The organism is Paraburkholderia eburnea (assembly GCF_002917095.1).
GTDB lineage: Bacteria > Pseudomonadota > Gammaproteobacteria > Burkholderiales > Burkholderiaceae > Paraburkholderia > Paraburkholderia eburnea.
In genome coordinates this window covers 261,634-283,047 of record NZ_PQGA01000007.1, presented here as the reverse complement: position 1 = coordinate 283,047, position 21,414 = coordinate 261,634, and the positions used below count along the sequence as shown (strand labels likewise).

Below are 21,414 nucleotides of genomic sequence, written 5' to 3'. Positions count from 1 at the left end.
CGATCAAGCCGCTTCTGTCGTTTGTGCGGTTACCGCAAGCGTCGATTCGGATTCCTCATGACGTGGCACACGAAACACCTGATACTCGGCGATGGAAAAATGCGCCGTGGCCTGCCGGAAGCGCCACGTAAAGCCCGGCCAGAGCGTGGTGTTCTTGCCGTTGCGCGGATCGAGATACCAGCTCTTGCAACCGCCCACCGACCAGATCGCACGATCGAGCTTCAACTGGATGCGCTCGTTGTAGCGCGCTTCCACCTGCGCACGCACCTCGATTGAATCGGCGCGATCTTTCTTCATCGCATCGAGCGCGCCCAGGATGTATTCGATCTGCGACTCGATCATGAAGACCATCGAGTTGTGGCCAAGCCCCGTATTCGGGCCGACGATCATGAAAAAGTTCGGATAACCAGGCAGGCTGGTGCCCAGGTACGCATGTGCGCCGTTACGCCATGTATCGACGATATCCACGCCGCCGCGCCCGAGAATCGTGCCCCGCGCAAACGGATCGGCCACCTGGAAGCCCGTGCCGTAGATCAGGCAATCGACTTCATGATGGCGGCCGTCGGCGGTGACGACGCCCGTTGCATCGATGCGCTCGATCGCGTGGGTCACCACGCTCACGTTGGCGCGCGTGAGCGCGGGATAGTAGTCGTTCGAAATCAGCACGCGCTTGCAGCCGATCGTGTAATCGGGCGTGACGGCTTCGCGCAGCGCGGGATCTTTCACCTGATGGTGGATATGGCGCAGCGCGAGCTTCTGCACGTTTTTCATCAGCGAAGGATGGATCGCGAAACCCAGCACGCGCGATTCCAGCATCCAGTAGAGACCCGCGCGGGCGACCTTCTGCGTGAACGGCAGCGAGCGGAACATCCATTGCTCGAACTTCGAGAGCGCGCGGTCGGGTTTGGGCATGATCCACGGCGGCGTGCGTTGGAACAGCGCGAGCTTTGCGACCTGCGGCGCGATCTTCGGTACGAACTGGATCGCGCTCGCGCCCGTGCCGATCACGGCTACGCGCTTGCCTTCGAGTGCGTAGCCGTGGTCCCAGTGCTGCGAGTGGAAGGCCTTGCCCTTGAACGTCTCCACGCCGGGAATGGCAGGCAGCGCGGCGCGCGAAAGGCCGCCCATCGCCGAGATCAGCACGCGCGCCGAGAGACGCCGTCCGTTGGCGAAGGCCAGGCGCCAGCAGTGCGCGGCCTCGTCCCACTGCGCGCTCGCCAGCTCGTGATCGAAGTTGAGCCACGGCGACAGGCGGAACTTGTCCACGCAACGGTTCAGATAGGCGCGGATTTCCGGCTGGGGCGCGAACATGCGCGTCCAGCGCGGATTGGGCGCGAAGGAGAACGAATAGACGTGCGATTGCACGTCGCACGCGCAGCCGGGGTAGTGGTTGTCGCGCCAGGTGCCGCCCACGGAGCCGGCCTTCTCGAACACGGCGAAGTCGGTGTGGCCGCGCTGCAGCAGGCGGATCGCCATGCCAAGCCCGGCGAAGCCGGTGCCGATGATGGCGACGCCGACTGTCTCGCCAAAGCGGCCGTCGCCGGCCCCATCGAAAAACCGGGTGGGTGCGTTCATCCGGAGCGTCTCCCTATGGTTCATTATTAACTGTTACATTGAATGATGTAAACATAGTGCGCGAGACGGCCGCGCGCAAGAGGCTAGAGGAAGCATTCCAGGAATTGCGCGCGGGCGGCGAGAACGCGTGGAAACGCCCGCCTGGCCTGGCTTTTCGGGATTTCGCAGATGCGCGAAAGGGGGAAGAAAAAACGGGGCCGCAATAGAAAAACGCGGCGTTACGCCGCGTTCAGGGCATGGTGCGGCGCACGATCAGCGCTTCTTGCGGGCGGCCTTTTTGGCTGCGCGGGGCGCTTTTTCGGCGGTTTCGTCGGCCTGCGCGCTGGCCGATTGTGGCTCGGGCGTGCCCCGGCGGCCCAGCTTCTGGTCGAGGATGGTGGCGACGCGCCCGCCCAGATAGTCGCTCGACTGTTCTTCGAGCGCGCGCAGGATTTCGTTCTCCACGAACACCGTGGAGAGCGGGCGCAGCCGCCAGATGGCGTCGACGAGCGCGGGCATGTCGGTGGCGGGCGGCAGCGCGCCCTGATCGTAGCGGTCGAGATGGCGCACGACCATTTCCACGAGCACGCGCGCGATGGCGTCGAAATGCGGGCGCGCTTCTTCGAGCACGTCGAGCAGCTCGCGCGCCGGGATGCCTTCGCGCACCGTGGCCGCAGCGGCATCGAGCATGGCCGGATTGCGCGCGACGAACGAGAGGCCCTTGCGTTCGAGCAGGCCCAGTTCCGCGAGGCGCGTCAGGTTGCTGGGCGCCTGCGGGCCGAACAGCTTGATCAGTTCGGGCAGCGAATAGGTTTTGGGACGCGCATGCGACCACGGCCCGCCGATGGCGTTCTCCAGGCCCAGGATAGAGCGCAGATCGCCGCCATCGTCGATGGCCTTGATGAGATCCTGGATGTTCGAGAGCGTATAGCCGCGCGCGAGCAGATGGTTGATGAGTTTGAGGCGCGCGACGTGCGAGTCGTTATAGATGCCCACGCGGCCACGTTTGTCGGGCGGCATGAGCAGGTCGCGGTCCTGATACGCGCGCACGTTGCGCACGGTCGTATTCGCCACGCGCGCGAGTTCATCGACGGTGTATTCGCTGTCGGTGGCGCGCTCGGGCGCGAGTTCGGTCTCGGGGGGCGTGGACGATTTCGGCATGCGCCGATTTTAGCGCGAGCCGTCGTGCGAGCGCGAGACGGTGCGCCATCCAATCGTTCGACTATCGTGCGCTTGCGCGCACGACGCTTACGATGGCCCCTGCCCCGTGACTCAAAACTTGTACGAGACCGCGAGAAAGGAAATGAGCGGATCGGCCTTCAGTTCGGCGCGGCTCACGGCCAGCTCGCTGCCGTCCGCGGCCTTCACGATCACGGAAGATGTCGTCTTCAGCGGAATGTAGGTGAGCGACGCCACGAGTCCCAGGTGTGCCGTGATGTTGTATTCCGCACCGACGTTGAACACCGGCTGCCATGACGACGACGCCTTCGCGCTCACCTGCGTCTGCCCGGGCTTGCCCGCGCCCGCGGCGAGCACGGCGCCCAGATCGTCCTGCGTGGCCTTCACGAAGTTCGGATTGAGCTGGATCGACGAGAACCAGTTATATGACACGCCTACGCCCACGAACGGCCTGAACTTCGCATCCGCATCCCGGAAGTAGTACTGAAAGATCAACGCCGGGCTCCATTGACGCACGCTCGTCACAATCGGGTTGGTGGCCGGATTGCTCAGATTCTGGCTGCCGAGCGCGCCGGCCGGTCCCGGCGGCTTGATGGTGCCGTGGCCGTAGAGTTTGAACGCGGGCGGCACGCCCGCCACCGACGATATCGCGATGTGATCGGTCAGAAAGTGCGTGAACACCAGCCCGACCGTATCCGCTTTGCTGGTCGACAGACCGGTTCCCGCCGACGTGAACGAACCCGGCAGCCGCAACGGCGTGTTGATCGGTGTGGGCGCAACGGTCGTGGTGAGCGGCGTGCTCGATTGCTGGGGCGCGACGTGAAACCAGCCGAGCACGGCCACGTTGTCGCCCGCATGCTGGGCATGCGCCGCCGTGGAAATACCGGCGGCGCACGTTGCCACGGCGGCCGCTGCTGCCGCCTTCGCAGTACGTCTCATCATTCCTCCCTGTTTCTCTCAGGTTCGGGTGGCCTGCCCGCGTGCGGCAGCCGTCTCGTGAACGGCCGGTCCTGCGCGCGCCTTGCGGCTCGCCTGCGCGCACGATGACAAGCGTGGCATCGCGCGCGCGGCGTGGAGCGGTCACCTCATGGGCAGCGGGTCCCTCGTTGATCGCTGCATCGTTGCATCGTTACGTAAAAGCGGACGTGCATGCGCACAGGCATGTGTCACTGCACGAAGGCGCCAGCCGTGAAGTACGGCGCGGACGCATTCGTCAAATCGAGGAAGCTGAACACGCCGCCCGTGAAGGTCATCTTGCCGGTCGGCGTCGAGCCGGTCGATGCGCCCACGTGCGTGGTCGTGGCGACGCCTGGCACGCTCTGCGTGAAGTCCAGGTTGAGCGCCGTCGCAAGCGAGGCCTGCGAAGCATTGAATGGATCGAGCAGCGTGCCCTGGGTGCCGCTGAGGGCAAGCGTGCGATAGTCGAACTGGCTATCGACGCTGATGTACTCGCCGTCCTGCGAACCCTGCGTGATGGCCGTTTGCGGCGCGAGCACCGAGATGCCCGATTCGTCGTCGGCGACCGGGCCGGTTGCGCCGCTCTGCGGATCGGTGCCGATCGTCGGATATGCCACGCCCGTGCGCACCAGTACGGGCACGAGCTGGTTGCGCAGCTTGCCGACGATCATGAAGCCCTTCGCCGCGTTCTTGCCGGTGACGAGCGTGGGCTTGACCTGCCCCTGGAAGTTATCGGTTTCGAACGCGCCGCTGCCGTCGCCCGACTGCGTGAGATTGGTGCCGGGCTGCTGGCACTTGCCCGCGTTCACGCCGGTGTTGTCGCACTCCTGCCATGTGCCGTCGGCGTTGATGGTGATCTTCGCGTCCACGGCGGCGGGCAGAAAGTTCTGCGACGGTACCTGGTGATAGCCCAACTGGTTATACGTGCCGGCCACGTTGGCGATATTCGTTTCGATCGACGAAAACGCGATGAACGGGTAATACGGGAACGTGGTGTCCGGCACCACGCCGATGCCGCCCGAACCGGCGAATTGAATCTGCGCGCCCGGAATCGTGCCGCCCGCCACGCCCATGCCGATGAACACGCGCGCCGGGCGGCTCGGATCGAGGCTCGCGCCGTTCAACTGGAACGCGCACTGGTTGAGCTTGGCCGTGGGCAGGCCGGTTTCCTGCGTGATCGTGCCCGAGACCACCTGGCCCTTGCGCGTGGGCGTGACGGTGCCGGTGGTCGCGGGAATCGGCGATTCCACGTAGGTGATCTGCCAGGTCTTTTTCGTGGTGTCGAGCTGCAGTTTGACGAGTTCGCCGTCACCGCCGCCGCCCGTATAGACCGTGCTGTAATCGAGCGTGGTCGGGCAGAGCGCCGTTTCGACCAGCGGCGGGCTGCTGTTACCGCCGCCGCCGCAGGCGCCCAGCGTGAGCATCAGCGGTGCGCCGACGCCAACCATGGCGAGGCGCTTCGCGAAGGGCTTTGATTGCATACCGCGTCTCCAGATTCATTCTTGTAGGCGGGGCGCCGGCTCCCTGTCGTGGCGCCCCGTTCTGGCTTGCTGCGTGCTGCTTATTATTAATCTGCAATCCAAATCAATTGACGATGCAGATGTTTCAACTATTGCGGCTGGATCAGCGCACCCACGCCGAAGTACGGCGAGTTGGACGTTTCGCTATTCGCCGACGTCGAGGTGACGCCGCCGTTTTCCTCGCCGTTCAGGAAGATGCCGTACAGCCCGCCCACGGCGATTACGTTGCCGGTCTTGCCGTTGTTGTCGGTCGCTACGATCAGACCCGGATGCGTCTGCGTGTAATCGAGCGCGAACGTGCTTTGCGTCGTCATCGTCGAGGGCTTGAGGAAGCCGCCCGTCTGGCCGTTGATGAGCGTGGCCGTGTAGGCGAAGTTCGAGTCGGCGCCGATAAAGCTGCCGTCGAACGAGCCCGACGTGAGATTGGTGGCCGGCGCCATCATCGCGATGCCCGATTCGTCATCCACGGCGAGCGAAGTGAGGCCCTCGTTCACGTAGCCGGTGCGCACGACGACCGGCACGATCTTGCCGTTGAGCTTGCCGAGGATCAGATGGCTCGACCCACCGTGCGCGAGCAACGAAACGGTCGGCGACTGGATCTGCGGGGCGTTGCTGCTCGTGAAATAGCTGCCGGCGGAATCCGCGGCCCATTGCGATGAGGCCGTGTCGCATTGCGTGTTGGTCGCGCCGCTCGTCACGCTGCAATTGCCGCTCGCGTCGTAGGTTTCCTGCGCCGTGGTGGCCGCCGAGGCGAAGTTCTGCGTCGGTACGATGTGGTAAAGCAGCGCGTTCCAGTTGCCTTGCAGATCCGCGATGCTCGTGCTGACCGACGAGAAAGCGAGGAACGGATAGAAGTCGAAGGTGCGCGACTTCACGTTGCTGAAGAGCAGCGCGGCCGTGCTGTCGCCCGTGATGTTGACCGTCGCGCCCGGAATGCCGCCGCCCGCCACGCCGAAGCCCACATAAATCGTGGGCGGATTGTTGGCGTTATAGGCCGTGGTGTAGGTGCTGCCGTTGAGCGTGCCGCTGCCTTGTTGAAGCTGGAACGCACAGGCGATCTGCGCGGCCGTGGGCAGTGCGCCGCTCGGCGGATGCTGGACCGCGCCGGTGATCGTGAGACCCGCACGCGTGTTCTGCACCGAGCTAGCCTGCGCCGGAATCGGCGACGCGAGGAAGGTCAGCGAGTAGGTCATCTTCGTCGGATCGATGCTCAGGCTCACCACTTCGCCGCTGCCGGCGCCGCCTAGATACGTGTTTTTGGCGATGTCGGCGTCGGCCGGGCAGAGCGCCGTCGCAGCGGTCGCGCTGGCCGGTGCGCCCTGGCCCGTGCAGGTCGATCCCGAGCATTGCGCCGGATTGATGGCCGACGGATCGCTCGCCTTGCCTCCACCGCATGCGACCAGAAGCGGCGTTGCGGCTGCGGCCAGCGCGACGCAGCGGACAATGCTCTCCAACATATGTCTGCCCTCCCTGTCTCGTAATAATTTATGCGCTGAAGATTGGATCATGACATTGCGCGCTGTCAATTGAACGAATCACTCTAAAACCGCGCCAGCGGGCCGCATCGCTTGCGCTGTCACGGTTTGGGACTGCGGCAACAGGGGTTTGTCCTGATGCGTCCGTTACGCATGCGGCCCGCATGGCGGGGCGGCTGAGCAATCGACGTTCCCGGCGAAAGCTATGCTTGTTGCGTACGAATCGTTTCGCGCAACGGCGTACCAAGCCAGGCGCGGAGGAAGAATTACGCTGCTCTTATTGATGCCGATTTAATTCGACATCCAGATAAAGCCATTTGGCGGTTGTGCGAAGTGTTTTGCCTCGCGTTTATGTGACGACGGTGAGGGAATTCGGGAGTGGGCGCTGGTCGTGTCACGGTGTAAGGGTGAGACTTTTCGGGAGCGTGACGGGTCTTGTTCCAGTGAGGCTCGAATTCCCGCCGTGAAGTCACAATCCGCGCTTTAGAGGGCAAAGGTGAGTATCTGCGGGAGCAGATATCGACTTCAAAAGGCAGAAAAGTGCCTTTTTTTGAATCAACTCAAGTCGCTTTGCAGATTTTCTAAATCAAAGTGACTGGCGGCGGATTTAAAGGTGAGTATTTTCAGGAGGGGATAAATGGCCTCCCATCATCGGCCGGATAATGACAAACGGTATAAATACTGATCCGCGCGGGCCATCAGCGCCCGCACCGCACTCCGGAGTTGCCCGATGGGACTATTCGACCGCTTGTGGCCACGCAAACGCGCGCAGCCGCTCCAGGAAACGGCGCAGACCCGCGCGCTCGTCGAACGGCTGACGGTGCTCAGCCCCTCGCTCAAGCTGGCGCGCGCGTATCGCGAGCGCCTCGTGCCCGCGCTCGCCATATCGCAGGCCTACATCGGCGAACTGGTCGAGCGCCTGCCGCCCGCGCGCGAAGCGAGCGCCGCGAACTGGCTCGCCGATCCCTATATCCACGCCTTCTTCGCCGCACCCGATGAAATCGCGCACGTCCTGAGCCGCTCGCCCGAACTGCACGCCTGGTTCGATGGCCATCTGCTCGCGCGCGAGACCTGGGCGGTGCTGGGCATGGCGATGAACGAGCGCCGAGGCTTTGGCGTCAGGCAGCAGGGCGATCAGGTGCATACCGACGTCGCCCAGACCACGCTGAGTTTCGACGATCATCAGGTGCGCGTGTGCGGCGAATCCGAAGCGGATCTGCGCGCGCAGATCGTGCAGCGCGTGGTCGAGCAGATCGCGCTGGAGGGTCTCGCGCAGATCGGTGCGGACGAGTCGCGCCGCGACGCGCTCGAAGAGGAGCGCGCGTTGCTGCGCACGCGCCGCCAGTTGCTCACCCGTCAGGGCGCGGGCACGCAGCGCATGGTGGGTCAGCGCGTGCAGGCGGACGCGGCGGAACTCATGCGGCTGGAGGCGGAAATCGCGGCCAACGAGCAGGCGCTGGGCGCGCTCGGGCTCAAGACGGATGCGATCGAGCACGAACTGGACGTCATCTGCGACGTGCTCGGGCATCCTGCGCAGCACGCCAACGTGGTAATGCGGCAGGTGACGCTCAGCCCGATGAACGTCGTGATGGAACAGGCCGATGGCGGCGCGCAGATCGTCTTTCCGCTCGCGCATATTCCGGCGAGCCCGGACGGCGTGCGTGCGTTTTCGCTGGTGCGCTTCGCTCGCGCGGACCTCATCCCGTTGCCGAAGGTGCTGGACGTGGACAGCCGGTTTGTGATCTGAAGGCCGATAGGTGAGGGTATTCGGGAGCCTGGTGCGCCTGTGGTTAGTCGGCTCTGCGAAGCGTGAGGTGATTTTGGCTAACCCTGTTTGTCTCACTGCAGGGATAGGGTTCGCGCAAGAAATCACGCGATTTCTCCGTGAATCATGCTTAAAAATTTCCTGGGAGTCCCAGGTCACGCGTGGCGATTGCAAACGCCCGTGGGGCGATGACGTGCAATGCCTATGGTGAGGGTTTTCGGGAGGTGGCAGTCCGAAGCGTGAAGTCGCCGTGTGGTGAGGGATCCGGAACGTCGGCGATTCACCGCACTCGTGCGCGCAGCCAATCGGTATCGGCGCAAAAAACGCTGGATTGAGGCCTGTTTGCTGGAGAATTTTCCTGGTAGTCCCAGGTTAATCGGTGCGAATCGCTTTTCGGATTTGCGCCCTGATGCGCCCGGAAATGCCTGAGGTGAGGATATTCGGGAGCGTTGTTCTGGAGGGCGGTCTGATCGCTTGCCGATCGATATGCAAGGGCAAAAACGCCTTGAAACAAGCCCTCGCCCGCAAAACGACGACGCCTTCGCGTCGCCGCTTCCAATCCAAAGGTGAGCTTTTTCAGGAGGAGCCTGCCGTCCACACCGTCACGCCGCCCGCATCGATCTCGAAGCGCAGCGCGCGCGGGCCGTCCTGCGAGTCGGCCCAATCGTCGGCGGGAATGTCGAACAGTTCTCCTTCCAGTTCGATCGTCACATAACGGTCGCCGTGGCGCAGCGACGTCCCGGCGATGCAGCCTTCCCAGCGGCCGTCGGGCGCGGCGCGCAGCGCGCGCGGCGCAACCCGCCACATCACGCGCGAACCTGGCATGGTCGTCGCGTCGCCACGTACATCGGCGCAAGGCAGCCGCAGGCCGCTTGCCGTCTCGATCTCGCCCGCTCCACGCACGACACCTTCGCCGATGTTATGCAGACCGAGCAGTTCCGCCACGCGCGTCGAGGCGGGCCGCGCGAACACCGCGTCGATGGGACCGGCCTGCAACGTGCGGCCTTGTTCGATCACGAGCACTTCGTCGGCGAGCAGGGCCGCTTCGTCGGGATCGTGCGTGACGATTACCGTCACCGCCGCGATCTCGCGCTGGAGCGCGCGCAGCGACTGCTGCAGACGCCGGCGGCGCGGCGTGTCGAGTGCCGCGAACGGCTCGTCGAACAGCAGCAACTGGCTGTGCCGCGTGAGCGCGCGCGCGAGCGCGACGCGCTGGCGCTGGCCGAACGAGAGCTGGCGGGGCAGGCGCTGCGTGAGCGCGTCGAGGCCCAGATGCGCGAGCCAGTAGCGCGCGCTGGCGGTATCGGCGTCGACGGGAAACGCCAGTTGCTGCGCCACCGTCATGTGTGGAAAAAGACCGTAATCCTGCGGCATATAGCCGATCTGGCGGCGCTCGGGCGGTAGCACGCCGAGATCGGTCGTGCCGAGCATCACCGCGCCCGAACTTGTGCCGATTTCGTTTGCCTCCAGCCCCGCGATGATGCGCAGCGCGAGCGACTTGCCCGAGCCCGACGGCCCGATGATCGCCAGCCGCCGCGTGCGCGGCTGCCAGGCGACGTCGAGCGTGAATGCGCCCAGGTGCCGCTTCGCCGCGAACGACAGCCGCAGGTCGGCGGCTTCGCTTGCAGTGGCGGCGGGCGTGATGGCGGTGAGCTCGTCGCCGTTATCGACGCTCACCGCCAGCGTCGCGCGCGCGCCGCGCGTGTACACCGAGAGCACCGCGCAGACGATCGCAATGCCGAGCGTCGGCAACAGCAGCGGCATCATCGCAGGCAGCCCCTGGCCGCCGAACACCACGTAGGTGTAGACCGGCAGTGAGTACGGGTGATACGCGACCATCACCGTTGCGCCGAACTCGCCGAAGGCGCGCAGCCACGCGAGCGCGAGTCCGGCGCGAATGGCGGGCCACGCGATCGGCAGGGTGACGCGAAAGAAACGGCTGGCGGCGTGATGGCCGAGCGTGGCGGCGACGTCGTCGTAGACGGGATCGACGGCGGTGAAGGCCGAGCGCGCCGCGACGATCAGAAACGGCGCGGCCACGAAGGTTTCGGCGAGCACGATGCCGGTGAAGGAATCGGTGAGCGCGCCGTTGAACAGCAGCCCGAGCGGACTATACGGTCCGAGCAGGAACAGCAGCAGGATGCCGCTCGTGAGCGGCGGCAGCGCGAGCGGCAACTGCACCACGAAGCCCAGCAGGGCGACGCCGCGCGCGCTCGAACGCGCGAGCCAGTAACCGAGCGGCACGCCGCTCACCAGAATCAGGAGCGCCGCCACGCTCGCACTGCCCGCCGACACGCCGACCGCCGACCAGGTGGCGTGCCAGTCGACGTTGGCCCAGTCCGCCTGGCCGATCTGCGGAATGCTGGCGAGAAAGGGCGCGCACAGATAGACCGCGAGCAGCGCGCCCAGCCACCAGAGCGGCCTTGCGGCGCGCTGCACGGGTTGCGTCATGACTGCATCGGGCTCACTGCTGCGCGGCGTCGATCACGGCTTGCACCGAGGGCGGGATCGCCTGGCCGTTACCGTTGACGGCGGGCTTCGTCACATCGACGCCATGCTCGGCGAGCAGCTTGCGGCCCTCCGCCGAGAGCAGGAAGTTGACGAAGCGCGCAGCGCCCGCGCTATTCGGGGCGTCGTTGAGGATCGTCAGCGTGTAGTTCGCCTTGATCTTCAGTTCGGGCGCCGGGTGGATCGACGGAATCTTCAGGTCCGAGGTCTCGGTCGAGTAGAAGAAGCCCGCGTCGAGCTGACCCGATTGCAGACGGCCCACGAGCGTTTCTTCCGGCAGCACCTGTTCGGGATTGTCCGGCGCGCCCAGCGTCTTTTCGACGAGATCCGCCTGGTTATAAGCCTGAGCGGCCTTCGTCATGAGTTCGACGGTGAAGGCGCCCTTCGGGTCGAGCTTGGGGTCCGTGCGGCCGATGCGGATGCCCTGTTCCTGCAGCACCTGATCCCACTTCTTCGTCTTGAAGTCGTTCGCGAAACGGCTCTTCGCGCTATAGCCGATCAACAGCGGCGATTCGGCGAAATTCACGTACCACGAAACATGATTGCCGTTGGCTTCGCCCATCAGGCTGGAATTGACCTTGGGGCTTGCGCTGATGAACACGTCGCCGCGGCGCAGCTTGCCCTTTATTTCATTGGCGATCTTGTTCGAGCCGGCCGCATAGCCCTTGAAATGCAGGCCCGTTTCCTTTTCGAACGCGGGGCCGACGCTCTTTTCCATCAGGTTCACGAGCGAGCCTGCGTAGAGCACGTTCACATCGCTGTCATCTGCTGCGAATGCACTCGAACTCGCGGCCAGCACGCCCGACATCACCACGACCGATGCGATCATCTTGCGGATCATCTGTTCTACCCCGTACCGTTATAAAGGTGCTTATATTACGACGTCCTGGCGCAACGTTGTGCTTATCCGAATGGCCAATCTTCGCGATAACACCTGTGCGTGCCGGACTAGCGCGACTACACTGGGCGCCTGAATCTTGAGGAGACCATCATGCGTACCAGCGCCCGCAATCATTTCACCGGCCAGATCACCTCGGTCAAGCACGGTGCCGTCAACGACGAAGTCACGCTGCGCGCCGACGGCGGCCTGGAAATCGTCGCCATCATCACCCACGGCAGCGCGGCTTCGCTCGGTCTCGCGGCCGGCAAGCCCGCATTTGCGCTCGTGAAGGCGTCGTCGGTGATCCTGATGGTCGACGGCGAGACGACCAAGGTGTCCACGCGCAACGTCGTCACGGGCAGCGTGACATCGCTCACGAAGGGCGCGGTGAACGCCGAAGTCGTGATCGCCGCGCCAGGCGGCGCGCAGATCGCGGCCATCATCACGAACGAGAGCGTGGACCGCCTCGGTCTTGCGGCCGGCAAGCCGGCATCGGCGCTGTTCAAGGCGTCGAGCGTCATCATCGGCGTCGACGCTTGAGGCGCTTGCCTGCCTGTTGTCGATGACGTCGCGCGCAAGGTGTCTGATATGACCGGCTCGCTGTCCGATTTCGAACACCTCGCGGCGCAGTGCCGCGATAGCCTGACCGGCGTGCCCGGTGGCGCCCGTTCGCCCGATGCGTGGCTGTTCGCGCGCCTCGTGGCGGCCCGCGAAGTGCGCGGCGAACGGGCTTTGCTCGGATTGTCGGCGGCCACGCTGGGGGCGTTGGCCGCACGGCATTTCGCGGCGTCGGGCGGCGCGCTCGCGGCACCGCAGCATGAAGCGCTCCTGGTGCTCGATGAGGCGCACGCGGCTTTCGTGGCGGCAATGCGCGATTTCCTGGTCGGCCTGGCCGCCCCCGAAGTCGATGCCGATGACGCGCGCTGTCTCGCCACGATCCTCGCGCACGCGTGCCTGCGGCCCGACCATCTGTGGCGCGATCTCGGCCTGTCCGGCCGCGATGACGTCACGCAGATGCTCACGCGTTTCTTTCCCGAACTGGTTGTGCGCAACACGGACAACCTGCGCTGGAAAAAGCTGCTCGCGCGCGAACTGGCGTTGTCTGTTGGCGGCGTGCCGGGACCGGCGCCAGGCTGTCCCGGCTGCGAGGATTTTGGTTTTTGCTTTCCGGGCGGCAAGGCCGCCGTTCAAGGTTCCTAGCGCCCTTGGTGCCCCGTCGGGCATGGGATGCGCGAAATCCATCGTGTATGCTTGCGGCCATGACCACATCCGCCATAGACCGCCCGCCGGCGCCCGCCAGGGAGCGCAAAACCGCTGCTTCGAAGCCCGCCGTGAATCCTGATTCGAATCCCGCTTCGAATCCCGACTCGACCGCGCGAACGGCTCCGCCAGCATCCGGAACGAGCGATGCCGCCAGCCCGTCGGCGCGTCGTGAGCCCGACGTGCGTTTTCGCATGCGCGTCATCCAGGGCGAAACGGTCGCGCTCGGGCCTGGCAAGGTTTCACTGCTGGAGGCGGTGCGCGATCACGGCTCGATCTCGGCGGCGGCGCGCAGCCTCAATATGTCGTATCGGCGTGCGTGGCTGTTGATGGATGAACTGAACCGCGCGCTCGAATCGCCGGCCACGGTGTCCGAGCATGGCGGGCAGAGCGGCGGAGGCAGCACGCTCACGCCGGTCGGCGAGGAAATCATCCGGCTCTATCGCGGCATCGAAGCGCGCGCGGCCGCGGCCTGCGCGCCCGAAATCGCCGCGCTGATCAAGCTCGTGAAGGGCTGAGCGCGCTTCGCCTTAACCGTGGCGCAGGCAAAAGCGCGACACCGGCACGGCGGTGAGCGCCGGCGTGGAACCCGCGTGCAGCCGCACCATCAACTCGACAAAGCTCGCGAGGCTCGCGGTGCGCAGCGGGTGATAGCTCACCTGATGCCGCTCGCAGACGCGCTTGAGCATGTTCATCGAATCGTGGTCGATGCAATCGACCGGGAACACGGCCATGTCGGCGCCCGCGAGCGCCGCCGCCAGCAGGCCCTTGCGGTCCTCGATGCCGCCGTCGTGCACCGTCAGCTCGCCGCCCGCCGCCGATACCCAGCGCCGCAGCGCGTGATTCGAACCGGGCCGTCCGCCCACATAAACGATACGTCGACCCTTGAGCGCCTCGCGCGGCAGGGCGCGTGCGGTGCTGCCCTCGGCATCGGCGTCGCCGTCGGCATGGATGGCGCTTTCCATCGCGTATGCCTCCGCGCGCAACGCGTCGATCAGCGTGCGCGCTTCGTCCAGTTGCATGCGCACGGTGCGCAGCGCGTGTTCGTCGGCGGTGGCGCGCTGCTCGGCGGCTTCGCGGCGGCTGGTTTCAAGCGCGAGCCGCGCGTCGCGGGCCGCCAGCGCCTCGCGCAGCGTCGCGATCTGCGCGTGTAGCGCCGACTCGTCCCGCACTTCGCGTTGCGCCACGGCGCGCGTGGTGTGTTCGTCGAGCGCCGCGCGGGCTGCGTCGCGCTCGCGGCTCATCTCGTGCAGGCGCGCCTGCTGGCGCTCGATTTTGGCTTGTAAAGCCGCGTTCTCTTCTTCAAGCACGACGAGGCGGCGCAGGTCCGCACGGTTCGCCGCGCCGACGAGGTGCGAAAGCATGTGCAGGTCGCCGAACGCGGCCTGACGCACTTCCATCGTCGTTTCCGGGTGGGACATCAGCGCCCAGTAGGCGGGTGGAATGTCGCCGCTCGCGCGCGCTTCGTTCCACAGCGCCAGCACGGCGTCGGCGTCGCGCGCGCTGGAGAAGCGCCGCAGCGCGCCCGCATAGCGCGTGTCGAGCGCCTTTTGCAGCGCCTTGCCGCCCGCGCCGCCCTGAATCGCCAGTTCGACAGCGGTGTGATGGATGTCGAGGTCGCTCGCGCGCTGGCCGTCGAGCGGCGCGTATTTCGGCACGAGCTTGCGCAACTCATGGGTGGACAGGCAGGTGCCGATGATCGAACAGTGCAGATGCGCGTCCAGGTCGGCCAGGCGCGTGCGCCGGCGCGAACGGTCGAGTTCGGCCTGCGAGGGGCCGCAGCAGTCGGCGGCGGGAGCGAAGGCGCGCAGATGCGGCGCCTCGTCCGGCGTCGCGGCGCCTGAAGCGCGAGCGAGGCGAAACGGCGGTGCGTGCATGGTGACCTCTGTCCGGTTGGAAGCGCGGGCCGGCGATATAGGCGGGCCGCATACCGATAGCGCAATATATCATGGAATATAGCGATGTTCGGCTGGCGTCCCAAGCGGCCAGATCAGGCTGTGTGCGTGTCGCCCGGGACTTGCGAGCGTTGCTCGTGCTGCGCCAGAACATGCTCGACGCATAGGCCGACAAAGGCCGTATCTAGCCGTTCGAGTTCCGCGGCGGTCCTTCGCATGGCCTCGATATCGAGGCAGAAGGCGTCGGAAAAGAGCGTTTCGCGGGTCTTGTCGAGGCGGCGCGCATCGCGGATGGCGCGCTTGAGTTCGCGATACCGCGCGAAGGTGGCGGGATCGACGTGACGAGCGAGCGCGCTCAAAAGCGGCTGGAGCGCGCTGTCCGCCGCGCCGCGCGCGGGTTCCTCGCCTGCGCGCGCCGCTAGCAGGCGGTTGAAACGCGCGAGGCTTTCGCGCAGCCGCCGGAATGCGTCGACGACGTCGCGAATGCGTTCCGCGCGGTCATGGCCGCTGGCGGGCCGCAGCGTCGTGATCGTCGCCGGCAGGCCGCTGGCTGGGGCGCCGGCAGGGGCGCTCGCGCGCGCCGGCGTTACCGAAATCGCCGTGACGGCGGAATTCATCATCAAGGGCCGACTGCTCACTTACCCACCTTTCGCGGACCTGCGCATACAAACGACGCACAAACGGCGCACGGAACGCGCGCCGGACTCGATGTATTCTAATGGATATATCGATAGGCGGATCGCTCGCCGCTTCATGGCCGGTATCCATAGCCGGTATTCGTGACCGCTATGTCCGGCGCAACAGGCCCTTCCGGTGCCTGCGCGTCCGTTGTTCTAGAATTGTCGGCTTTCCGATCCGCTCCACGCGCTGCCGCGTCTGCCGCCCCGCGCGTTTTTGGCTTTGCTTTCGGCTTTGTTTCCGGCTTTATTCGCCATCCAATGAATACACCCTTATCCGACTCCGGCTCCGCGTCCGGCAGTCTTGCGCGTCATCCCGGTTTCCAGCGTTTCTGGGGCGCACGCGTGCTCGCTTCCCTGTCTTTTCAGATGCTTGCCGTCGCGATGGGCTGGCATATCTACGCACTGACAAAGAGCGCGTTTGCGCTTGGCCTCGTTGGCCTCGCGCAATTCCTGCCGATGTTTTTGCTCACGCTCGTGGTGGGTCACGTCGCCGATCGCTATGACCGGCGACGGATCGCCGCCGTCTGCCAGAGCATCGAATGCGCCGCCGCACTGACCTTCGCGTGCGGCACCTTCGGCGGCTGGCTGAGCGCGCCGATCATTTATGCGCTGGCGGCCTGCGTGGGCGCGGCGCGCGCCTTCGAGTCGCCGGCCATCTCGTCGCTGCTGCCCGGCGTGGTGCCGCGTGCGAAGCTGCCCAACGCGACGGCCTGGTCCACCTCGGCGACCCAGACCGCACAGATCCTCGGGCCGGCGCTGGGCGGTCTGCTGTATGGCGTCGGTGCAGGGGCGGCGTATCTGGCCTGCACGATCTCCTTCGCGCTCGCGGCGGTTCTGTCCTCCAATATCCGTCTGCACACGAAGCCTGCGTCGCGCGCACCTGTCACGCTCGAATCGGTGTTCTCGGGCATCGCCTTCATCCGCTCCCAGCCGGTGATTCTGGGGGCGCTTTCGCTCGATCTGTTCGCCGTGCTGTTCGGCGGCGCGACCGCGCTTCTGCCGATTTTCGCGCGCGACATTCTCCACGCGGGGCCGCTCGAACTCGGCCTGCTGCGCTCCGCGTCGGCCGTGGGCGCGCTGACGGGCACGATCTGGCTCGCGCATTTCCCGCTGCGGCGGCGGCCAGGCCTTGCGATGTTCGGCGGCGTGATCGTGTTCGGTTTCGCGACCATCGCGTTCGGGCTGTCGCACAACATCGTGGTTTCGCTGATCGCGCTCGCGGTGCTCGGCGCATCGGACGTGGTGAGCGTGGTCGTGCGCAGCTCGCTCGTGCAATTGCGCACGCCCAATGAAACGCTTGGCCGCGTGAGCGCGGTCAATTCGCTCTTCATCGGCACGTCCAATCAACTGGGCGAATTCGAATCCGGGCTGACGGCCGGATGGTGGGGCGCGCAGCCGGCGGTGCTGGTGGGCGGCGTCGCGACGATCTGCGTGGCGCTCGTCTGGATGAGGCTCTTTCCCGCGCTGCGCGACACCCGATCGCTCGAACGCGAGCCGGAACCCGCCACGGCGGCCGCGAACTGATGCGCCACCCTGGCCAGGCGGCTTAAGCCGTCCGGCGAGACGAAAGCACGCCGTTTGCCGCTATGCTTTTGCGGATGGAACTGGAAACTGAAAGGTAACGATGCAATCGACGACTCCCTCCCGTGTAACCCGAAGGAGCCACTCATGCGTGTAGGACGCCCGGTCAAGGCGCTGCCGCAGCCGCTTTGCGACTATTGCGGCGCGAAGGCGCTGCTCGCCCGCTTCGGCGACGAAGCCTATCCGTACCGCGACGATCACGGCCCGCTGTGGGTCTGCACGCCCTGCGAGGCGTGGATCGGCGTGCCCGCGCGCAGCACGCGCAATGTGCCGCTGGGGCGGCTCGCCAACGCGGCGCTGCGCGAGGCCAAGAGCCGCCTGCACGATGCGCTCGAACCGCTGGTCGCCGCGAAGGTGCGGCGCGACAAGGTCAACGTGTTCGAGGCGCGCGGCCGGGCGCTGCGCTGGATCGCCGAAGAACTGGGCTTCGACCTGCCGAATCCCTCGATCCACCATCTGACCCTCGATCAATGCGAAGCGGCGATTCGTCACGTCGAAGCCTTCATGGCCGCGCGGCGCGCCACCGACGACGCGCGATAAAGACCGGCCAAACGTCCGCAAACGCCCGCCCGGCAGCTTTCGCCGGGCGCACTCCTTACCGGTTGTCACCAATCGTTACATTGGCGTAGTCAATCAGTGCTCAACCTTGAGCGGGAGGTGCCGTTATTGCACCTGAACTGATTTCCTTTGTGCGACATGGCCAGAACGATTCCTTTCCCGCAACATGTTCAAGCCGCCCGCGTCCGCCGGCATCGGGCCAAGGGTGATTTGCTGCCGATGCCGCGCGCGAGCGCGGACGAACTCGCCCTGCAGGTGCATCTGGCGCTGGCCGCGTTACACGCGGGCGGTTCCCAGCATGATGCGCAGGCCATCCTGCACGCTCACTGGCTGGCCCAGGCGAGCGCCGAAGCCGGTTACGGCACGCTCACGCCGGAGCAGATCGGCCCCGCCGACGAAGCGATCCTCGCGTGCTTCTCGCGCGGCGGCACGCAGGGCGAATGGCTGATCGACGACGCGCAGTTCGACGCCATCAAGGCCGTGATCGCCGTGTACGACCAGCAATTGCAGAGCGCGCCGCTGTGGGTGCTGACCGAAGCGAGCGAGCGGCTGGAGCGCATGCGCGCGGGCGATACACGCCAACAGGCCCGCAAGCGCGCCTGAGCGGCGGGCCGCTTTGCAGACCCTTCGCAGACCCTTTGCAGCCCGCTTTGCAGACTTTCGGGCACACGATTTGCGCAATAACGCGAATGCCTTTTGCTGATCGGTTCCCGAGCCTCGCAGCCGTTTATGGGAACGGTTTCGCAGCGCTTGCCCGGATCCGTCCCGAATCCGCGTGACAGGCCGTCCGGCGGCGCTGTGGCGGCATTGGCACGGGATTTGACGAACGGCGCGAATCGTGTTGACTTCAGGCAGGGTGCGTGACTAAAATTCGCCCGTCTTAACAAAAGGGGCTGACGCCTTGGACAGTAGCAGTTGTCGATCTTCGAATAGTTTCGCTGCCTGACCGGCAGGACGTCCGCGCTCCCTTTCTTTCAGCCGCCGTCTTGCCAGCCAGGCAGATGGTGCGCGTCCAGCAGTAAATCCTCGTGCACGCTAATTAGCGTCGATCCCGCGCCGCCGCACTTCGCGCAGCGCAGGACCGATATCGCGCCGTGAGCGTTCGCGCTCCCGGCACGGCCCGCTCATGGCTTCGTTCGCCGCTTGTTTTTCGCATCCCAGGTGTCGCCTGGCCATGCGCTAGCCGACCGAAGCCGATGCGCGGACCGCCACTCGCGTCGCGCTTCAGGCCAGGCCCTCCGGCTCGCCTCGCACGCCGCCGTGACGATAAGGAGTTCCGATGTCCGACAGTGACAGTTATCCGTTATGCCGCTTCCTTTCGATATTTCTTGAGGAAAGCCGGCGGACGTAAGCCGTCGTTGCGCGCCGAATTGCCCGATTGCATCGCGCGCGCCGCCGGGTCTGCTGACTTTCCTCGCCAAGGCGTCCACCGATGGGTGAGACGCGAGGAGATTCAGCATGAACTTCGGCCTTCTTCTGCCGCACCTGCCGCAAACGCAGCACACCCTGCATCCCGATGTGATCGGCGCCCGCCAGCGCGCGCCGGCCACGCCGCCCTGCCGTACTTCGAGACTCGCCGCGCGCTGGCGTGATTTGCGCGCACGGGTGTTCCCTGGCGCACGGGGCTGACGGGATTTTCAAGAGTCAGACGCGAGAACGGTCCCGCGCCGGCACCGTCGCCCACGAAGTCAGTGAGGCGAGGAAAGCCAGGCGCGAGGGCCGCGCATCACCCAGAACGCTGGTGCTTCAAGACATGAATCAGTTCAACCGCTCACTGCGAACGATCCGCCGCGCACCCTGCGCAGGTGGCGTCGCGCGCATTTTTGCCCTCGGAGGCCGCTAATGGAGTTCAGATTCAACCTGAACCGGACGGCCAACGCCTCGGCGTGGCGCGTGCTGCCCAATCGCTGGGACTTCGTCGCGTTTCCGCTCATCATCTGCCTGATCGCGATGGCGGCCGTTGGTTTCCACGAAACCATGGCGCCCATCTCGACGCTCAAGACCCAGGCGATCTCGCTCGACCCCGCGAACCTGCCCGAATACGCCCTGCGCACCACGTTGCGGATGCTGGCGGCGATGGTGGCCTCGCTGGTCTTCACGCTGGTCTACGGCACGCTCGCGGCCAAGAGCCGGCGCGCGGGCCAGGTGCTGGTGCCGATCCTCGACATTCTTCAGTCGGTGCCGGTGCTGGGCTACATCTCCTTTACGGTCACGTTCTTCCTCGCGCTGTTTCCTTCGCGCGTGCTGGGCGCCGAACTCGCGGCGATCTTCGCGATCTTCACGAGCCAGGCCTGGAACATGACCTTCAGCTTCTACCAGTCGCTGCGCACCGTGCCGCGTGATCTGGACGAAGTGTCGAAGGGCTTCCACCTGACGGCCTGGCAGCGTTTCTGGAAGCTCGACGTGCCGTTCTCGATGCCGGGCCTCATCTGGAACATGATGATGTCGATGTCGGGCGGCTGGTTCTTCGTGGTGGCCTCCGAAGCGATCACGGTGGGCAACAACACGATCACGCTGCCGGGCATCGGCGCGTATCTGGCGCAGGCGATCACTGAAAAGAATCTGCACGCGGTCGGCTGGGTGATTCTGGCGATGACGGTCGTGATTCTCGCCTACGACCAGTTGCTGTTCCGTCCGCTCGTCGCCTGGGCCGACAAGTTCCGCATGGAAAACACGAGTTCCGGCGATGCGCCCGAATCGTGGCTGCTCGACCTGATCCGCCGCACGCGTCTGATCCACCGCCTGCTCGTGCCGATGGGCTTTTTGCTCGCGACGCTCGCGCGCATTCCGGTGCGCGCGCAACTGCCGAAGGCCATGCCCGCGATCAGCACCACGCGCAGCAAGCGCTCGCGCGTGGGCGACATCGTCTGGTCGGTCTGCGTGATCGCGCTCACGGTGTTCGTGGTCTGGCGCGCGGTCGCTTACGTGCGCACGGGCGTGACGCTCGACGAAGTCTGGCACGTGTTCGTGCTCGGCCTCATCACGCTGTTGCGCGTGGTGCTGCTGATCGCGATTGCGTCGGTGATCTGGGTGCCGCTGGGCGTGCTGATCGGCCTGCGTCCCGCGCTCGCCGAAAAATTCCAGCCGCTCGCGCAGTTCCTCGCCGCGTTCCCGGCCAACCTGCTGTTCCCGGTGTTCGTGATCGTCATCGTGCGCTTTCACCTGAACCCGGATATCTGGCTCTCGCCGCTGATCGTCCTCGGGACGCAGTGGTACATCCTGTTCAACGTGATCGCGGGCGCGAGCGCCTATCCGAACGACTACAAGGAAGCCGCGAAGAATTTCCACATTCGCGGCTGGCAATGGTGGCGTCAGGCGATGCTGCCGGGCATCTTCCCGTATTACGTCACGGGCGCGATCACGGCCTCGGGCGGCGCGTGGAACGCGAGCATCGTCGCCGAATTCGTGCAGTGGGGCGATACGCGGCTCCAGGCGCATGGTCTGGGCGCCTACATCGCGCAGATGACCGCCGCCGGCGACTTCCCGAAGATCATTCTGGGCATCGCGATGATGTCCCTGTTCGTCACGCTGTTTAACCGCGTGCTCTGGCGTCCGCTTTACACCTATGCCGAATCCCGGCTGCGGCTCGATTGAGATGGAGT

General features: G+C 65.5%; 18 protein-coding genes. 9 read left to right on the top strand and 9 right to left on the bottom strand.

All coding sequences use genetic code 11. The features are described 5' to 3' along the window. Nucleotides 1-3: 3 nt before the first annotated feature. From B0G62_RS16020 to B0G62_RS16000, 5 genes are all read right to left on the bottom strand, one after another. Nucleotides 4-1,575: a flavin-containing monooxygenase gene (locus B0G62_RS16020; RefSeq protein ID WP_103705178.1), complete on the bottom strand. Its 1,572-nt coding sequence runs from the start codon at nt 1,573-1,575 to the stop codon at nt 4-6. A gap of 252 nt (nt 1,576-1,827) precedes the next feature. Next, entirely contained in the window at nt 1,828-2,715 is an 888-nt protein-coding gene (locus B0G62_RS16015) for a MerR family transcriptional regulator (protein ID WP_103705177.1), read from the bottom strand. Between the two features lie 111 nt (nt 2,716-2,826). Then, nucleotides 2,827-3,672, bottom strand: a complete 846-nt coding sequence (locus B0G62_RS16010; protein ID WP_103705213.1) for an OmpW/AlkL family protein — start codon at nt 3,670-3,672, stop codon at nt 2,827-2,829. A gap of 227 nt (nt 3,673-3,899) precedes the next feature. Beyond that, complete coding sequence (locus B0G62_RS16005) at nt 3,900-5,138, bottom strand: DUF2957 domain-containing protein (RefSeq protein WP_167401280.1); 1,239 nt, start codon at nt 5,136-5,138, stop codon at nt 3,900-3,902. Nucleotides 5,139-5,299: 161 nt separating this feature from the next. Next, nucleotides 5,300-6,667, bottom strand: coding sequence for a DUF2957 domain-containing protein (locus B0G62_RS16000; RefSeq protein WP_103705175.1), 1,368 nt, complete (start codon nt 6,665-6,667; stop codon nt 5,300-5,302). A gap of 748 nt (nt 6,668-7,415) precedes the next feature. Between B0G62_RS16000 and B0G62_RS15995 the strand changes: the two genes are divergently transcribed. After that, entirely contained in the window at nt 7,416-8,432 is a 1,017-nt protein-coding gene (locus B0G62_RS15995; protein ID WP_103705174.1) for a hypothetical protein, read from the top strand. 594 nt (nt 8,433-9,026) lie between these two features. Here B0G62_RS15995 and B0G62_RS15990 read toward each other — a convergent pair. Continuing rightward, complete coding sequence (locus B0G62_RS15990) at nt 9,027-10,901, bottom strand: ABC transporter ATP-binding protein/permease (protein WP_103705173.1); 1,875 nt, start codon at nt 10,899-10,901, stop codon at nt 9,027-9,029. Between the two features lie 13 nt (nt 10,902-10,914). Continuing rightward, a complete protein-coding gene (locus tag B0G62_RS15985; protein ID WP_103705172.1) occupies nt 10,915-11,799 on the bottom strand; it encodes an extracellular solute-binding protein in 885 nt (294 codons plus the stop codon). A 150-nt stretch (nt 11,800-11,949) separates the two neighbouring features. Between B0G62_RS15985 and B0G62_RS15980 the strand changes: the two genes are divergently transcribed. From B0G62_RS15980 to B0G62_RS15970, 3 genes are all read left to right on the top strand, one after another. Next, the gene (locus B0G62_RS15980) at nt 11,950-12,378 is read left to right on the top strand and encodes a TOBE domain-containing protein (protein WP_103705171.1); all 429 of its coding nucleotides are present in this window, start codon (nt 11,950-11,952) and stop codon (nt 12,376-12,378) included. Nucleotides 12,379-12,426: 48 nt separating this feature from the next. After that, nucleotides 12,427-13,038 carry a nitrogen fixation protein NifQ gene (locus B0G62_RS15975; protein WP_103705170.1) on the top strand — a complete coding sequence of 204 codons (612 nt, stop codon included), beginning with the start codon at nt 12,427-12,429 and terminating at the stop codon, nt 13,036-13,038. Nucleotides 13,039-13,292: 254 nt separating this feature from the next. Continuing rightward, nucleotides 13,293-13,616 (top strand): winged helix-turn-helix domain-containing protein, encoded by a 324-nt coding sequence (locus B0G62_RS15970; protein ID WP_103705212.1) that lies wholly within the window; start codon nt 13,293-13,295, stop codon nt 13,614-13,616. Between the two features lie 12 nt (nt 13,617-13,628). Here B0G62_RS15970 and B0G62_RS15965 read toward each other — a convergent pair whose 3' ends face one another. Continuing rightward, the gene (locus B0G62_RS15965) at nt 13,629-14,975 is read right to left on the bottom strand and encodes a DUF2325 domain-containing protein (protein ID WP_103705169.1); all 1,347 of its coding nucleotides are present in this window, start codon (nt 14,973-14,975) and stop codon (nt 13,629-13,631) included. A gap of 113 nt (nt 14,976-15,088) precedes the next feature. Then, the gene (locus B0G62_RS15960; RefSeq protein WP_244193265.1) at nt 15,089-15,613 is read right to left on the bottom strand and encodes a hypothetical protein; all 525 of its coding nucleotides are present in this window, start codon (nt 15,611-15,613) and stop codon (nt 15,089-15,091) included. Between the two features lie 318 nt (nt 15,614-15,931). On the opposite strand from B0G62_RS15960, the gene B0G62_RS15955 reads away from it, so the two are divergent. From B0G62_RS15955 to B0G62_RS15940, 5 genes are all read left to right on the top strand, one after another. Then, nucleotides 15,932-17,197: an MFS transporter gene (locus tag B0G62_RS15955; protein WP_103705168.1), complete on the top strand. Its 1,266-nt coding sequence runs from the start codon at nt 15,932-15,934 to the stop codon at nt 17,195-17,197. 144 nt (nt 17,198-17,341) lie between these two features. Beyond that, the gene (locus B0G62_RS15950; RefSeq protein WP_103705167.1) at nt 17,342-17,794 is read left to right on the top strand and encodes a zinc-finger-containing protein; all 453 of its coding nucleotides are present in this window, start codon (nt 17,342-17,344) and stop codon (nt 17,792-17,794) included. Between the two features lie 237 nt (nt 17,795-18,031). Then, nucleotides 18,032-18,415 carry a hypothetical protein gene (locus B0G62_RS15945; protein ID WP_244193264.1) on the top strand — a complete coding sequence of 128 codons (384 nt, stop codon included), beginning with the start codon at nt 18,032-18,034 and terminating at the stop codon, nt 18,413-18,415. Nucleotides 18,416-19,270: 855 nt separating this feature from the next. Next, a complete protein-coding gene (locus B0G62_RS31695; RefSeq protein WP_167401278.1) occupies nt 19,271-19,441 on the top strand; it encodes a hypothetical protein in 171 nt (56 codons plus the stop codon). Nucleotides 19,442-19,654: 213 nt separating this feature from the next. Further along, nucleotides 19,655-21,406, top strand: coding sequence for an ABC transporter permease (locus B0G62_RS15940; RefSeq protein ID WP_103705165.1), 1,752 nt, complete (start codon nt 19,655-19,657; stop codon nt 21,404-21,406). Nucleotides 21,407-21,414 lie beyond the last annotated feature (8 nt).

Bases quoted from the DNA above. Each gene is read 5' to 3' on its own strand.
- B0G62_RS15985 (WP_103705172.1), bottom strand. From the start codon at position 11,799: ATGATCCGCAAGATGATCGCATCGGTCGTGGTGATGTCGGGCGTGCTG.
- B0G62_RS16000 (WP_103705175.1), bottom strand. From the start codon at position 6,667: ATGTTGGAGAGCATTGTCCGCTGCGTCGCGCTGGCCGCAGCCGCAACG.
- B0G62_RS15950 (WP_103705167.1), top strand. From the start codon at position 17,342: ATGCGTGTAGGACGCCCGGTCAAGGCGCTGCCGCAGCCGCTTTGCGAC.
- B0G62_RS15990 (WP_103705173.1), bottom strand. From the start codon at position 10,901: ATGACGCAACCCGTGCAGCGCGCCGCAAGGCCGCTCTGGTGGCTGGGC.
- B0G62_RS15945 (WP_244193264.1), top strand. From the start codon at position 18,032: ATGCCGCGCGCGAGCGCGGACGAACTCGCCCTGCAGGTGCATCTGGCG.
- B0G62_RS15980 (WP_103705171.1), top strand. From the start codon at position 11,950: ATGCGTACCAGCGCCCGCAATCATTTCACCGGCCAGATCACCTCGGTC.
- B0G62_RS31695 (WP_167401278.1), top strand. From the start codon at position 19,271: ATGAACTTCGGCCTTCTTCTGCCGCACCTGCCGCAAACGCAGCACACC.
- B0G62_RS15955 (WP_103705168.1), top strand. From the start codon at position 15,932: ATGAATACACCCTTATCCGACTCCGGCTCCGCGTCCGGCAGTCTTGCG.
- B0G62_RS15940 (WP_103705165.1), top strand. From the start codon at position 19,655: ATGGAGTTCAGATTCAACCTGAACCGGACGGCCAACGCCTCGGCGTGG.
- B0G62_RS16005 (WP_167401280.1), bottom strand. From the start codon at position 5,138: ATGGTTGGCGTCGGCGCACCGCTGATGCTCACGCTGGGCGCCTGCGGC.
- B0G62_RS15960 (WP_244193265.1), bottom strand. From the start codon at position 15,613: ATGATGAATTCCGCCGTCACGGCGATTTCGGTAACGCCGGCGCGCGCG.
- B0G62_RS15970 (WP_103705212.1), top strand. From the start codon at position 13,293: ATGCGCGTCATCCAGGGCGAAACGGTCGCGCTCGGGCCTGGCAAGGTT.
- B0G62_RS15995 (WP_103705174.1), top strand. From the start codon at position 7,416: ATGGGACTATTCGACCGCTTGTGGCCACGCAAACGCGCGCAGCCGCTC.
- B0G62_RS15965 (WP_103705169.1), bottom strand. From the start codon at position 14,975: ATGCACGCACCGCCGTTTCGCCTCGCTCGCGCTTCAGGCGCCGCGACG.
- B0G62_RS16015 (WP_103705177.1), bottom strand. From the start codon at position 2,715: ATGCCGAAATCGTCCACGCCCCCCGAGACCGAACTCGCGCCCGAGCGC.
- B0G62_RS16020 (WP_103705178.1), bottom strand. From the start codon at position 1,575: ATGAACGCACCCACCCGGTTTTTCGATGGGGCCGGCGACGGCCGCTTT.
- B0G62_RS16010 (WP_103705213.1), bottom strand. From the start codon at position 3,672: ATGAGACGTACTGCGAAGGCGGCAGCAGCGGCCGCCGTGGCAACGTGC.
- B0G62_RS15975 (WP_103705170.1), top strand. From the start codon at position 12,427: ATGACCGGCTCGCTGTCCGATTTCGAACACCTCGCGGCGCAGTGCCGC.